General features: G+C 73.3%; 8 protein-coding genes. 4 read left to right on the forward strand and 4 right to left on the reverse strand.

The window, feature by feature from the left end:
• Positions 1 to 128: 128 nt before the first annotated feature.
• Entirely contained in the window at positions 129 to 638 is a 510-nt protein-coding gene (locus tag ASC67_RS11370; protein WP_056320005.1) for an OmpA family protein, read from the forward strand.
• Positions 639 to 701: 63 nt separating this feature from the next.
• Here ASC67_RS11370 and uvrA read toward each other — a convergent pair whose 3' ends face one another.
• From uvrA to ASC67_RS11385, 3 genes are all read right to left on the reverse strand, one after another.
• Positions 702 to 3656, reverse strand: coding sequence for an excinuclease ABC subunit UvrA (uvrA, locus tag ASC67_RS11375; protein WP_235566306.1), 2955 nt, complete (start codon positions 3654 to 3656; stop codon positions 702 to 704).
• Between the two features lie 435 nt (positions 3657 to 4091).
• A complete protein-coding gene (locus ASC67_RS11380) occupies positions 4092 to 5246 on the reverse strand; it encodes a hypothetical protein (protein ID WP_056320012.1) in 1155 nt (384 codons plus the stop codon).
• The gene (locus ASC67_RS11385) at positions 5243 to 5896 is read right to left on the reverse strand and encodes a sigma-70 family RNA polymerase sigma factor (protein WP_056320015.1); all 654 of its coding nucleotides are present in this window, start codon (positions 5894 to 5896) and stop codon (positions 5243 to 5245) included. Before ASC67_RS11385 ends, ASC67_RS11380 begins: the two co-directional genes overlap by 4 nt.
• Before the next feature lie 178 nt (positions 5897 to 6074).
• Between ASC67_RS11385 and ASC67_RS11390 the strand changes: the two genes are divergently transcribed.
• The 3 genes from ASC67_RS11390 (at position 6075) to ASC67_RS20805 (ending at position 11852) form a co-directional block, all read left to right on the forward strand.
• A complete protein-coding gene (locus tag ASC67_RS11390; RefSeq protein WP_056320022.1) occupies positions 6075 to 7628 on the forward strand; it encodes a VWA domain-containing protein in 1554 nt (517 codons plus the stop codon).
• Positions 7629 to 7688: 60 nt separating this feature from the next.
• Positions 7689 to 8090, forward strand: a complete 402-nt coding sequence (locus ASC67_RS11395) for an Ig-like domain-containing protein (RefSeq protein WP_056320027.1) — start codon at positions 7689 to 7691, stop codon at positions 8088 to 8090.
• Between the two features lie 216 nt (positions 8091 to 8306).
• Positions 8307 to 11852, forward strand: coding sequence for a patatin-like phospholipase family protein (locus ASC67_RS20805; protein WP_056320029.1), 3546 nt, complete (start codon positions 8307 to 8309; stop codon positions 11850 to 11852).
• A gap of 21 nt (positions 11853 to 11873) precedes the next feature.
• Here ASC67_RS20805 and ASC67_RS11405 read toward each other — a convergent pair whose 3' ends face one another.
• Entirely contained in the window at positions 11874 to 13886 is a 2013-nt protein-coding gene (locus ASC67_RS11405; protein ID WP_082535965.1) for a RecQ family ATP-dependent DNA helicase, read from the reverse strand.
• Positions 13887 to 13896 lie beyond the last annotated feature (10 nt).

Here is a 13896-nt window from a genome sequence, read left to right on the forward strand (position 1 = left end):
GGGATGTGCGAGTGGCCCTTCGTCGCGGTGTTGCCGTTTGCGGGATTCTGGGCGTCGCGCAGGGCGTGTCACCTTCGCTTCTTAGAATCGCGCGTCGCTCAACAACTTACACGCAAGGCAGGACGAACATGTTCGATCAAGAAGACGAAGGCACGCGCATCGGCGTCTGGACGGCCCTGGCCGTGGTGTTCCTGGTGGTGGCCGGCCTGATCGGCGGGCTGTCGATCCGGGCGATGAATGCCGCCGCGGGCGGCGGCAGCGTGCAAGCCGGTGCGACGGCGGGCGCGGAAGCGCTGACCTTCGTCGACGGCCCGCTCGAAGGCGACGTGGTCGGCACGGTCTATTTCGCGGTGGGCCAGTCGGTGCTGCCGGATGGCGCGCTCGTCGCACTGGACAAGGCGATCCAGGCCGTGAAGGACGAGCCGAAGCGCCGCGTCGTGCTGTCGGGCTTCCATGACGCGAGCGGTGCCGCGGCACTGAACGCCGAGCTCGCCAAGGAGCGTGCGAAGACCGTGCGTGCGGCGCTGGTGGCCGAGGGCGTGGACGCCGCGCGCATCGCGCTGCGCAAGCCCGACGTGACCTTGGGCGACGGTGCCGCGCCGGAGGCGCGTCGCGTGGAGATCCGGTTGGTGGAGTGATTCTGGGGAGACCCTCACCCCGGCCCTCTCCCGCGTGCAGGAGAGGGGGCCGCATACGGAGCGCTATTCGCCCAGCAGCGGCCGCAGGTAGCGCCCGGTGTGGCTCGCCGGGTTGGCGGCCACCTCCTCGGGCGTGCCCACCGCGACCACCTGGCCGCCGCCGGCACCGCCTTCGGGGCCCATGTCGATCAGCCAGTCGGCGGTCTTGATGACGTCGAGGTTGTGCTCGATCACGACGATGGTGTTGCCGGCGTCGCGCAGCTGGTGCAGCACCTTCAGCAGCAGGTCGATGTCGGCGAAGTGCAGGCCGGTGGTCGGCTCGTCGAGGATGTAGAGCGTGCGGCCGGTGTCGCGCTTGCTCAGCTCGAGCGCGAGCTTCACCCGCTGGGCCTCGCCGCCCGACAGCGTGGTGGCACTCTGGCCCAGCGTGATGTAGCCCAGGCCCACGTCGAGCAGCGTCTGCAGCTTGCGCGCGATGCTCGGCACGGCGCTGAAGTAGGCGTGCGCGTCCTCCACCGTGAGGTTCAGCACCTCGGTGATGTTCTTGCCCTTGTAGAGCACCTCGAGCGTCTCTCGGTTGTAGCGCTTGCCATGGCAGACATCGCAGGGCACGTAGACGTCGGGCAGGAAGTGCATCTCGACCTTCAGCACGCCGTCGCCCTGGCAGGCCTCGCAGCGCCCGCCGGCCACGTTGAAGCTGAAGCGGCCCGGTCCGTAGCCGCGCTCGCGCGCCGCCGGCACCTCGGCGAACAGTTCGCGGATCGGCGTGAACAGGCCGGTGTAGGTGGCCGGGTTGGAGCGCGGCGTGCGGCCGATCGGGCTCTGGTCGACGTTGATCACCTTGTCGAAGTGCTCGATGCCGTCGATCTCGTCGTGCGGTGCCGGGTCGAGGTGGCTCTGGTAGAGCTTGCGCGCCACCGCGGCGTACAGCGTGTCGTTGACCAGCGTGCTCTTGCCGGAACCCGACACGCCGGTCACGCAGGTCAGCAGGCCGACCGGGATCTCGACGCTCACGCCCCGGAGGTTGTTGCCGCGCGCGCCGGCGATGCGCAGCGCGGTGATCGCGCCACGCTCGGCCCAGGCGCGCTGGCCGGGCGTGGGTTCATTCTTGCCGGCCTTGCGTGGCGGCACGCCAGGCGCGGCGGCGTCGCCGTCGGTGCGCGGTGCCGCGTCGCTGCGCCATGGCGTGCGATGCCGCGGCACCGCGATGCGCAGCGCGCGGCCGAGGTACTGGCCGGTCAGCGATTCCGGCGCCGCGCACACGTCGGCGAAGCGGCCTTGCGCGATCACGCGCCCGCCGTGCACGCCGGCGCCGGGGCCCATGTCGATCACGTGGTCGGCGGCGCGGATCATGTCCTCGTCGTGCTCGACCACCAGCACGCTGTTGCCGATGTCGCGCAGGTGCTTCAGCGTTGCGATCAGCCGGTCGTTGTCGCGCTGGTGCAGGCCGATGCTGGGCTCGTCGAGCACGTACATCACGCCGGTCAGGCCGGAGCCGATCTGGCTGGCCAGGCGGATGCGCTGCGCCTCGCCGCCCGACAGCGTGTCGGCGCTGCGGTCCAGGCTCAGGTAGTTGAGCCCCACGTCGTTCAGGAACTTGAGCCGCGACGAGATCTCGCGCACCACCTTGTCGGCGATCTCGGCCTTGGCGCCCTGCAGCCGCAGGCCGTCGAACACCTGCTGCGCCTCGCGCAGCGTCGCGTGCGCGATCTCGTAGATCGGCCGCGCCGTGCCGCTCGCCACGTCGACCAGCTTCACGTGGCGCGCTTCGCGCCGCAGCCGGGTGCCGTGGCAGTCGGGGCAGGGCTTGGCGGCCTGGTAGCGCGCCAGGTCCTCGCGCACCGCGACCGAATCGGTCTCGCGGTAGCGCCGCTCGAAGCTCGGGATGATGCCTTCGAACGGATGCGAGCGCTTCACGCTGCGCTTCTTGCCGCTCGCGGCCTCGCTGGCGTAGACGAAGGCGATCTCGGTCTCGCCCGAGCCGTGCAGCAGCACTTGCCGATGCTCGGCCGACAGCTGCTCGAATGGCGTGTCGGTGTCGAAGCCGTAGTGCCGCGCCACGCTCTCCAGGATCGAGTGCGTGTAGGCGTTGCGCCGGTCCCAGCCCTTGATCGCGCCGCTGGCGAGGCTGAGCGACGGGAAGGCGACCACGCGCTCCGGGTCGAACACCGTCACCTCGCCGAGGCCGTCGCAGCTCGGGCAGGCGCCGACCGGCGAGTTGAACGAGAACAGCCGCGGCTCCAGCTCGGCCAGCGAGTAGCTGCAGATCGGGCAGGCGAACTTGGCGGAGAACAGATGCTCCTGGCCAGAGTCCATCTCCCACGCGATCGCTCGCCCGTCGGCGAAGCGCAGCGCCGCCTCGAAGCTCTCGGCCAGGCGCTGCCCCATCTCGGGCCGCACCTTGAGCCGGTCGATCACCACGTCGATGTCGTGCTTCTCGTTCTTCTTCAGCTTGGGCAGGTCGGTGATCTCGTGCACCGTGCCGTCGATCCGGAAGCGCACGTAGCCGCGCGCCTGCATGTCCTCGAACAGCTCGCCGTGCTCGCCCTTGCGCTCGCGCAGCACCGGCGCCAGGATCATCAGCCGCGTGTCCGCGGGCAGCGCGAGCACCGCGTCGACCATCTGGCTCACGCTCTGGGCCTGCAGCGGCAGCTCGTGGTCGGGGCAGAACGGCGTGCCGGCGCGGGCGTACAGCAGGCGCAGGTAGTCGTGGATCTCGGTGACGGTGCCGACGGTGGAGCGCGGGTTGTGCGATGTGGCCTTCTGCTCGATGCTGATGGCCGGCGACAAGCCCTCGATCACGTCGACATCGGGCTTGTCCATCAGTTGCAGGAACTGCCGCGCGTAGGCGCTGAGGCTCTCGACGTAGCGGCGCTGGCCCTCGGCATACAGCGTATCGAACGCCAGGCTCGACTTGCCCGAGCCCGACAGGCCGGTGATCACCACCAGCTGCAGTCGCGGGATGTCGAGGTCGATGTTCTTCAGGTTGTGCGTGCGTGCGCCGCGCACGCGGATCATCGCGGCCGGCTCGGCGGCCGGCAGGCGGCGCGACGGGGCCTCGTGCTCGTCGGCGGCTGAGGCTGCGGCAGCGCGATCGGGTGGGGGCGTGTCCAGCATGGTGGGTTAGGGCCTGTTAACGCTACCGGAGGGCTCGCGCCCGTGCTGCGCAGGCCGCAGGGGTAGGCGCGAAGGAGGCGGCGTGCTGTTGCACGCAACGACTGAGCAACGCCTCCCTGCGGTCTGCGCAGCACGGGCCCGAAGGGTGATCCCAGGAAACGGGCGCCCTCGGCGTTGCCCACGCTCGCCGGGGGCCGACCCCGGCTGCGCTGTGCGCCTTGATGGCGTCCGTTTCATGGGTCACGCGAGCCCTCCGGTAGCGTTAACAGGCCCTAGCCCCGCAGGCGTGCAGGGCAACCCGCCATTATGCGGGGCCGACCGTTCGCGCGCAGGCGCTCAGGGTCGGGGCGGCAGCCGGTCCAGGGCGCCCGAGGTCAGCGCCTCGCCCAGGCGTTGCGCCGCGCTGCCGGCCGGCAGCGGCGCCCGCCAGGTGCGGCCGTCCTCGCCGGCGGGCTGCCACCACAGCGCGCCGTCCAGGATCGCCACGAGGCCCAGCGGGTGGCCGTCGGCCGATAGCGCCTCGGTCCAGGCCGCCGGCCGGGCCGCCGACGTGTCGGCGGTCACCGGACGCCACTGGCCGCGCGTCAGTGCCTGCGCTTCGCCGAACCACGCGAGGGCGCTCGGTAGCACCGCTGCCGCGGACGACGGCGCCGCCGCGTCGGCCTCGGCGCGGCGCGCCAGCCGTGCCGGCGCACCTGCGCCGCTGCTGCCGCGCAGCGCGGCGATCGGCGCAGCCAGCGGATCGTGTTCGGGCGCCGCGGTGGAGAGCCGCCGCTCGTCGGCGGCCCCGCGTTCTGCGGCGGCACCCCCGGCCGGCGCGGCCGCCTGGTTCTGCGCCGTGGCGCGAGCCCGGTCCGAGGGCGCGGTGGGTGCGGCTGCCGGTGCCGCGATCGAAGGTGCCGGCGGCGCGACGGGGGGCGGGGGGCCGGCCACTTCGGCCGTCGCCTTCGCGGCGGGGGCGACGGCCGGTCTGGGGGCCGTCGCGCGCGGCCGTGGAGGGGCCGCCTCGCGCCGGGCCTCGTCGTCGCGCCGGGCCGCTGCGGCCGATGCGTCGCGGGCTTCCGCTGTCGGCTCAGCGGGCGGCGCGACGGCGTGCGCCTGGGAGGCCGGCGATTCGGTCGACGGCGCCGCAGGGGCGGCTCTGTCGTGGACCGGTTCGATCTCGGACGGCGGGCCGTCGCGCCACATCACGCCGATCACGGTGGCGAGCATCAGGCTCGCGAACGCCGCCGTCGCGCCCGGATGGCGCAGCCCTTCGATGCCGGAGGCCAGCCAGGCGCGCGCACGCGCCCACGAGCCGGTGGCCGGTCGCGCCGTCGTCTTCGCCGAGGACAGCGCGGCGGCCCGCGCGGCGTCGAGGATGCGCCGGCTCAGCTCGGCCGGCGGGCGGGCGTCGCGGTCCGGCGCATGCCGCAGGGCCGCGCGCAGGTGGGCGTCGCGCGCCAGGTCGTCGTCGTGGCCGGCCGGCTCGGGCGGATGCGGGTGGTTCATGCGCTCCCCTCGCGCACGGTCACTGCGCCGACGCCGGCACCGGGCAGGTAGGCGCCCATGCAGGTGCGCAGCTTGCTCATCGCGTAGCGCAGCCGGCTCTTGGCGGTCTCGAAGCCCAGCTCCAGCGCTGCGGCGAGTTCGGCCAACGACAGACCGTCCTCGTGGTGCAGCAGGAACACCGCCTTCTGCGCGGCCGGCAGACCGTCCAGGCAGTCCAGCAGGCGTTGGCCGGCGGCGCGCCAGAAGGCCAGTTCGTCGACGCCCTGTGCGTCGGCACCATGGGCGGCCGGCCAGCGGGTCCAGGGCTCGCCCTCGGGTTCCCAAGGGTCGGGCCCCGGCGCATCGACCGACACCTCGCGGCCGCTCTTGCGCAGGCAGTCGATCGCGCGGTGGTGGCCCAGCGTGAACAGCCAGGTGCGAAAGCTCGCACCCCGCGGGGCCCAGCGGGTGCGCGCATCGATCACGCGCAGCCAGGTGTCCTGGAACACCTCGTCGGTCTGCGCCGCGCAGGCGCCGCCGAGCAGCCGGCGCACGAAGCGGTAGAGCGCGACGTGGTGGCGCGCGTACAGCCGCTCGAAGGCGCGCGCGTCGCCGCCGGCGAAGGCCTGCATCAGCGTGTCGTCGGAGGGCTCGGGCGTGGGGTCGGACATGGGCCTGCTCAGTCTGCCATCGCGGCGGGTGGGGCTTCTACGTGCGACGGGACCGAACGGGGTTGAACGGTCGGCTCGATCCCTTTCGTTGACCCCGTTCGCGCGGCTCGGCCGTATCAGCCAGCCTGGGTGCGCGACGGATCGCGGGCCTCTTTCTGTTCACCGACTGGAGTCGTCGATGTTCCTGCTTTCCACTTTCTACCCGGGCTGGCTGCGGCCGGCCGGTCTGGCCGCCGTCAGCCTGCTGAGCGCCTGCAGCGTCGGCTGGAGCGAGGCGCACGACTGGGTGTCGCCCGCGCCGGCGCGCTCCGAGGTTGTGCGTCCGCTGCCCCGACCGACCGGCCCCGGCTGGGCCTCCGCGCTGTGGGCCGGCCCGCAGTCCGGGCCACCGGCGAGCCCGGACGCGCGCGACTGCGACCGCTCGCCGCAGGCGATCGAGCTCGACGGCCCGGGCGACGGCCAGGCCGCCCGCCGCGAGCGGCGCGAGCGCTACCGCGGCGACGCGGAGCGCGACGACAGCGACCGCCGAGCCGACCGCCATGGCGCCGCCAAGTCCGCGGCCGAATCGGCGGCGGCGACCGGCGGTGCGCCTTCGGAGAGCGTGGCGGCGGTGCGCAACAGCGCGCCGGCCACGCCGCCGGTGGCGCAGGCCGACGAGCGTTCGCCGGCCGGACCCACGCCGCGTCGGCCGCGCGACGAGCCGGTCTCGGCCGGCGTCGTCGACGACAACGCCGATTTCGGCGCCTACCTCGCCTACCGCGCGCGCAACGAGCACCTGCCGGTGCGCGCCCGCGACGTGCAGGAGCGCTACCGGCTCACGGTGCACGACGCCGCCGGCCGGCCGGTCGCCGATGCGCAGGTCAGCCTGCACGCCGACGGCCGCTCGCTGCCGCTGTGGGCCCGCACCGACGCCGGTGGCCAGGTGTGGCTGCATCCGGGCGTGATGCAGGGCGGCGCGCCGTCGCTGATGGAAGTGCAGGTGCGCAAGGGCGGCACCGTGGGCCGCGCGCTGCTCCAGCGCGGCCAGCGCGATGCGCTGCAGGTGCGGCTGGACCGCGACCTGCCGGTGCAGCGCGCCCGTCTCGACCTCGTGTTCCTGGTCGACGCCACCGGCTCGATGGCCGACGAGATCGACAAGCTCAAGCGCTCGATGCGGTCGATGGCCGACCAGATCGCCCGCCTGCCGAGCCGCCCCGACACCTGCTTCGCGCTGGTGGCCTACCGCGACCGCGGCGACGCGTTCTTCGTGCGCGCGCACGACTTCGGCAAGGACCTCGACGCCTTCCAGCGCAGCCTCGGTGCCTTGCAGGCCGGTGGCGGTGGCGACTACCCCGAGGCGCTGAACGAGGCGCTGCACACCACCGTGCACCGGTTGTCCTGGCGCGGCGACGGTGCCACGCGGCTGGTGGTGCTGGTGGCCGACGCGCCGCCCCACCTCGACCACGGCGCACCCTGGTATGACGACGACATGCAGGGCGCGCTGGCGCGCGGCATCAAGCTGTTCGCGGTCGGCGCCAGCGGCCTCGACCCGACCGGCGAGTACGTGTTCCGCCAGGCTGCGCAGTACACCGGCGGTCGCTTCGTGTTCCTCACCTATGCGAAGGCCGACGAACCGTCCAGCGGCCCGGGCCGCGAGACGGCGCACGACGTGGGCAACTACTCTGTCGAGTCGCTCGACCGGCTGGTGGTGCGGCTGGTGCGGGAAGAGCTGGCGCGGCGGCCGGCCGCTTGACGACGGACGCCCGACGACCCTTCGGGTTGATCGGCTCCGGGCCTCGCGCTAGGCTGCGGCATGGTCTCCTTCCTCTCGGCGTGTGCGAGGCGCCGCGCCGCCGCCCTGCTCGCGGTCCTGGCGCTCGCCGGTTGCGGCGGCAGCGTCTCGCTGGGCTTCGGTTTCGGCGACGACGATCGGCCCAGCGCATCGCTGGCCGTGTCGCCCACCAGCGCGTCGCCCGGCGACACGCTGCGGCTGGTGGCCGCGGCGAGTGACGACTACGGCGTCGATTTGGTCGAGTTCTACCGGATCGACGGCAGCGGTTCCACGCTGCTGGGCTTCGACGGCCTGCCGCCCTACCAGCTCGACACGACGGTGCCCGCCAATGCCGCGGGCAGCGTGCAGTACTTCGCCCGCGCGGTCGACGGCGGCGGACAGCGTGGCGACAGCGCGGTCGTGACGGTCAGCATCGGCCCCTGAGCGGGGCGCGGCTGTCGGGAGGTGGCCCTCACCCCGGCCCTCTCCCGCAGGCGGGAGAGGGGGACGGCGCTGCGCGGTGTCGATGGGCTGGCTCCCTCTCCACCGGCCACGGGGGGAGAGGGCGGGGGTGAGGGGGGACACGCGGGACGTGGGATGGGGCGGCGACCCGGTTCGGCGCACGATCGCTGCGCGGCTGCGCCGCAGGGAGACCACTGCATGCCAGATCCCGCAACGGCTCCGCAAGAGCCCCGGCCGCTGGCCGACACCGAGCGCGTGCTGCTGCAGCGCCGCCGCGTGCTGGCCGGCGTGCCGGACGACGCGCCGACCGTCGGGCTCGCGCTGTCGGGCGGCGGCGTGCGCAGCGCGACCTTCGGCCTCGGCCTGCTGCGCGGCCTGGCGCAGCGCGGTCAGCTGCCGCGCGTCGACTATCTGTCCACGGTGTCCGGCGGGGGCTACATCGGCGCGATGTTCGGCCGGCTGGTGGCGATGGTCGGCATCGCGCGCGCCCAGGCGCTGCTGAGCGCCAACGACTCGCCGGTGCTGGCCTGGCTGCGCCGCAACGGCCGCTACCTCACGCCGTCGGGCTCGCGCGACATCGGCATCGCGGTGGTGACCTACCTGCGCGCCTTCCTCGCGATCCACGGCGAGTTCGTGGCGGTGAGCCTGCCATTCGCGCTGCTGGTGATCGGCCCGCACCTGTGGCACACCGTCAGCACGCTGTCGGCCGGCAGCGACGGCGCCGCGAGCGCGACCGCATGGCGGCCCTGGGGCACGCTGTGGTGGCCGCTCGCCGCGGCGTGGTGGGCGGCCACCGCGCCCGGCCTGATGACCGGCTACTGGGTCGCGCGCGAGAGCGCCGACCCCGGCGAGAAGCGCGTGCCGGTGCCGTGGCGCGACATCGTCTTCGTGCTGCTGCTGTGCGCGGTGGTCGCACTGATGTGGCTGGTGGCCCGCCCGCCCCTGCCGGGGTTGACGGCGTCGCTGAAGGCCTCGGTGCTGGCGCTGCTGGCGTTCTCTTCCTGTGCCGCGGGTCTGGCCTGGGCTCACGTGCGGCTGGTCACGACGCGCGAGACGCGCTCGCTGGCGGTGGCGCGGCTGCGCCACCGCTATACCTTCACGCTGCGGATCGTCACGCTGGCGGCCGCGGGCGGCTTGCTGCTCGGTGCGCTCGACCTGCTGAGCTGGTGGCTGCTGGTCGAGATCCAGAGCGGCGAGCGCTGGGTGCTCGGCGGCATCGGACTCGGCGGCCTGGTCGTGCTGGTGCTGCGCAGCTTCGCGCAACCGCTGTTGCAGCTGTCGCAGCGCACGCAGCCGGGCTCGGTCAGCGCGATCGGGCCGAAGCTGCTGAACGCCGCCGGGCTGTTCGGCGTCGCCGCGCTGCTGACGGCCTGGGTGGTGGGCGTGCAGTGGCTGGTGTTCACGCCGGCGCCGGTGGGCGGCTTCGACCAGCTCACGCCGGGCGCGCGCGCCGCCTGCCTGCTGGGCCTCAGCATCGTGTGGCTGCTGCTGACAGCCGGCAACGCGCCGATGGCCAATGCCTCGTCTCTGCACAGCTTCTACCGCGCCCGGCTCACGCGCGCCTACCTGGCGGTCGGCAACCCCGATCGCAAGCTGGCCGATCCCGCGCCCGACGGCGTCTACGACGTGACCACCGTGGTGGCCGGCGACGACACCGGCCTGCGCAGCTACCAGCCCGAGCTCGCCGGCGGCCCCATCCACCTGATCAACGCCTGCCTGAACCAGACCCGCGACGATGCCTCGGGGCTCTACAACGCCGACCGCAAGGGCACGCTGGTCACTGCCAGCGCGCGCGGCTTCGAGATCGGCGCGCGCGGCTGGTCGCCGATGCGCGAGGACAGCGACGCGGGCACGCTGGGCCGCTGGATCGCCGTGTCCGGCGCGGCCGCCGCACCGGGCGCCGGCGCCTACACCTCGCGCGGCTGGGCGCTGATGCTGTACTTCCTGGGCGTGCGCCTGGGCCACTGGATGCGCACGCCGCTGCCACCGCCGACGCTGACGCCGTTGCGTCGCTGGCTGTGGCGTTCGGCCATCAAGCCGGTGATGCTGTGGAGCGAGGGCACGGCCACCTTCTTCGGTTCGGCGCGGCCCTGGTGGTACCTGTCGGACGGCGGCCACTTCGAGAACACCGGCGTGTATGCGCTGCTCAAGCGCCGGGTCGACTTCATCGTCTGCGCCGACTGCGGCGCCGACAGGGACTACGACTTCGGCGACATCGAGAACCTGGTGCGCAAGGCGCGCATCGACCTCGGCGCGGAGATCGAGTTCTACACCCGCGAGGAAGCCGCGCGGCTGTTCACGCTGGCCGGCACCGAGCTCACGGTGCTGTCGCCCGAGGACATGGACGACAACCACTCGTCGCGCGGCGTGCTGCTCGCGCGCATCCGCTACCGCGTCGAGCCGGGCACCGGCGGGGCGGCGGCGCGGCACGAGGCCACGCTGCTCGTCATCAAGCCCAACCTGCACGACGCGCTCGACGTCGACCTGCTGGCGTATGCGCAACGCAAGGTGTCCTTCCCCCACGAGAGCACCGGCGACCAGGACTTCGACGAGGCCCAGTGGGAGAGCTACCACCGCCTCGGCGAGGACTTCGGCCGCCAGCTGCACGAGCCGTGGATGAGCCAGTTGCCGGGCTGGCGGCGCCGTGAACGCCATCCGCTCAGCGTCGCCGCGCGGCTGCGTGGCGGCCTCGTCAAGGACGTGCCCGAACAACTGCCGTGGTGGCGCCGCACCGCGCGCGCGACCGCCATCAGCGCGTCGATCGGCCTCGGTGCGGGCGGCACGCTGCTGCTGTCGCTGTGGCAGTTGCAGGAGCAGATCAACACCAACCGCAACAACGAGCGCACGGAAGTGCGGCGCCTGTTCACCGAGGTGTCGAACGAGCTCAAGACGCTGGACGGCAGCTGTCCCAGGCTGGCCGACCACGCTGCTACGCAGTTGCTGCTGCTGTTCGACCTGCGCGACAGCCCGGCGCTGCTGCCGATCGAGCGCGACGGCGTGAAGGCCCTGCTCGGCCGCGTGCGCGACGAATGCGCCAGGCCGGTGCAGGCGGGCGCCGAGTGCGCGGCGGCAGCCGAGCGCGCGCAGAACGGCGTGTGCGCGACGATCAACAAGCAGAACGTCGGTGACCGCGCGCTCAGCTACTGGGCCCCGGTGCCGGCCGGCCGCAGTCTGGCGCAGCTGGTGGCCGACTGGCGCACCGGCGGTGCCTCGGCTTCAGGCACGGACACTGGCGACCCCGGCGCGCTGCCAGCGCCCGGGCCGTCCGTCACGCCGGGGCCCGACGCGGCCGGGGGGCCGGTCGTGACGGCGGCCGACCCGGACCCCGGCCTGCCGGGCGCCTGCAGCGCGTCCGACGGCCGGCCGCTGCAGCTCTACACCCAGGTCTACGACGAGGATTCGCGCCAGCAGGCTCGCACGCTGCGGCGCGAGCTGCAGGCGGCGACGGGCGATGGCCTGCAGGTCGCGCCGGTCGAGAACGTGGTGCGCTCGGCCGCGCTGCGCGGCACGCGCCGGCCGGTGCCCTGGCCCCAGCCCACCTTCGTGCTGCACGACCGCCGCGAGCGACCCTGCGCCGAGGCGCTGCTGCCGCTGATCGCACGCGCCTGGACAGTGCCCGGCGCCCCGCCGGTCGAGGTGTGGATCCGCCAGCTGCCGGCCGATCAAGTGCGGCAGGAGCGCGTGCTGGAGCTGTGGTTGCCGGCGCGCGTGGACGCGGCGAACCGCAACGCCGAGTTCTGGTGAGCGCCGGCCTCGCGCCGAGGCTCAGCGGCCGGCGTCCAGCACCCGCAGGATCTCGCGCCCGTAGGCCTCGAGCTTCTTTGCCCCCACGCCGCTGATCTCGCCCAGCTCCCCCAGCGTGGCCGGCGCGCGGCGCGCCATCTCGGCCAGCGTGGCGTTCGAGAAGATGATGTAGGTGGGCAGGTTGTGCTCGCGCGCCACCTCGCCGCGCCAGGCGCGCAGTGCCTCGAAGCGGGCCTGCGCGGTGGCGTCCAGGTCGGCGGGCGCGCCGCTGCCCTTCGCGCCGCGGCCGGCGCTGCCGCCACCGCGCGCGATGCGGCCGCGCTTCGGCGTGTCGTTCGGCACACGCAGCAGCAACTGCACTTCGCCCTTGAGCACCGCGCGCGCGCCGTCGGTCAGCGCCAGCGTGTTGTATTCGCCCTCGGACACCACGTGGCCCAGCGCGACCAGCTGGCGCAGCACGCCGCGCCATTGCTGCTCGGACAGGTCGGCACCGAGGCCGAAGGTCGACAGGCCGTCGTGGCCGTACTGCGCGACCTTGTCGGTGGCCTTGCCGCGCAGCACGTCGATCAGGTGGCCGGCGCCGAAGCTGCGCGGGCCGCGGCCGTGCTGCCCGAAGCGGTAGATGCAGGACAGCAGCTTGCGCGCCGCCTCGGTGGCGTCCCACACCGCCGGCGGGTTCAGGCAGTTGTCGCAGTTGCCGCAATGGACGGTCCCCACGCTCCCCTCGGTCGCTGCCTCCCGCGGGGGCGCTGCGCGGACCGGGAAACCCGGATCCGCTCCGGGCTCGCGATAGGCCTCGCCGAAATAATCGAGCAGTCGCACGCGGCGGCAGTCGTGCGCCTCGGCCAGCGCCAGCAGCGCGTCGAGCTTGCCGCGCTGCGCACGCTTGAACTCCTCGCCGGCCGGGCCGTCGTCGATCATGCGGCGCTGGTTCACCACGTCGGCCAGGCCGTAGGCCATCCAGGCTTCGGCGGGCTCGCCGTCGCGACCGGCACGACCGGTCTCCTGGTAGTAGCTCTCGATGTTCTTCGGCAGGTCGAGGTGGGCGACGAAGCGCACGTCGGGCTTGTCGATGCCCATGCCGAACGCGATGGTCGCGACCATCACGATGCCGTCCTCGCGCAGGAAGCGGTTCTGGTGCCGCTGCCGCACCGCGGCGTCGAGTCCGGCGTGGTAGGGCAGCGCAGTGATGCCCTCGGTCTCGAGCCAGGCCGCGGTCTCGTCGACCTTCTTGCGCGACTGGCAGTACACGATGCCGGCCTCGCTCTCGTGCTCGTCGCCGATGAAGCGCAGCAGCTGCTTGCGCGGCTCGTCCTTCTCGACCACCCGATAGCGGATGTTCGGCCGGTCGAAACTGCTGACGAACAGGCGCGCGTCCTCGAGCTGCAGGCGCGACACGATGTCGGCGCGGGTGTGCTCGTCGGCCGTGGCGGTGAGCGCGATGCGCGGCACGTCGGCATAGCGCTCGTGCAGCACGTGGAGGCCCAGGTAGTCCTCGCGGAAGTCGTGGCCCCACTGGCTCACGCAGTGCGCCTCGTCGATCGCGAACAGGCTCAGCAGGCCGCGCTCGTGCAGCGAATCCAGCTGCGCCAGCATGCGCGGCGTGGTCAGCCGCTCCGGTGCGGCATACAGCAGGACCAGGCGGCCGCTCATCATCTCGCGCTCGATGCGCTGCACGTCGGCGAGTTCGAGCGAGGAGTTCAGGAAGGCCGCATGCACGCCGGCCTCCTCGAGCGCGCCCACCTGGTCGTGCATCAGCGCGATCAGCGGGCTCACCACCACCGTCACGCCGAGGCCGGCACGGTGGCGTGCGATGGCCGGCACCTGGTAGCACAGGCTCTTGCCGCCGCCGGTGGGCATCAGCACCAGCGCGTCGCCACCGGCGCTCACGTGGTCGACGATCTCGGCCTGGTGGCCGCGGAAGGCGGTGTAGCCGAACACCTCCTGCAGCACGTTCAGCGGGTCGGTGGCGGGCAGGGTCGGGTCGGATCGCGGCGGGGTCACGGGGCGGATGCTAGCGGAGCGCCCGCGCATCCCGCCCGGG

Source organism: Methylibium sp. Root1272 (assembly GCF_001425905.1).
In the GTDB taxonomy this organism is placed as follows: Bacteria; Pseudomonadota; Gammaproteobacteria; order Burkholderiales; family Burkholderiaceae_C; genus Methylibium.

Excerpts from the sequence above, each read along its gene's own strand:
- ASC67_RS11370 (WP_056320005.1), top strand. The coding sequence starts at position 129 with ATGTTCGATCAAGAAGACGAAGGCACGCGCATCGGCGTCTGGACGGCC.
- uvrA (WP_235566306.1), bottom strand. The coding sequence starts at position 3,656 with ATGATCCGCGTGCGCGGCGCACGCACGCACAACCTGAAGAACATCGAC.
- ASC67_RS11380 (WP_056320012.1), bottom strand. The coding sequence starts at position 5,246 with ATGAACCACCCGCATCCGCCCGAGCCGGCCGGCCACGACGACGACCTG.
- ASC67_RS11385 (WP_056320015.1), bottom strand. The coding sequence starts at position 5,896 with ATGTCCGACCCCACGCCCGAGCCCTCCGACGACACGCTGATGCAGGCC.
- ASC67_RS11390 (WP_056320022.1), top strand. The coding sequence starts at position 6,075 with ATGTTCCTGCTTTCCACTTTCTACCCGGGCTGGCTGCGGCCGGCCGGT.
- ASC67_RS11395 (WP_056320027.1), top strand. The coding sequence starts at position 7,689 with ATGGTCTCCTTCCTCTCGGCGTGTGCGAGGCGCCGCGCCGCCGCCCTG.
- ASC67_RS20805 (WP_056320029.1), top strand. The coding sequence starts at position 8,307 with ATGCCAGATCCCGCAACGGCTCCGCAAGAGCCCCGGCCGCTGGCCGAC.
- ASC67_RS11405 (WP_082535965.1), bottom strand. The coding sequence starts at position 13,886 with ATGCGCGGGCGCTCCGCTAGCATCCGCCCCGTGACCCCGCCGCGATCC.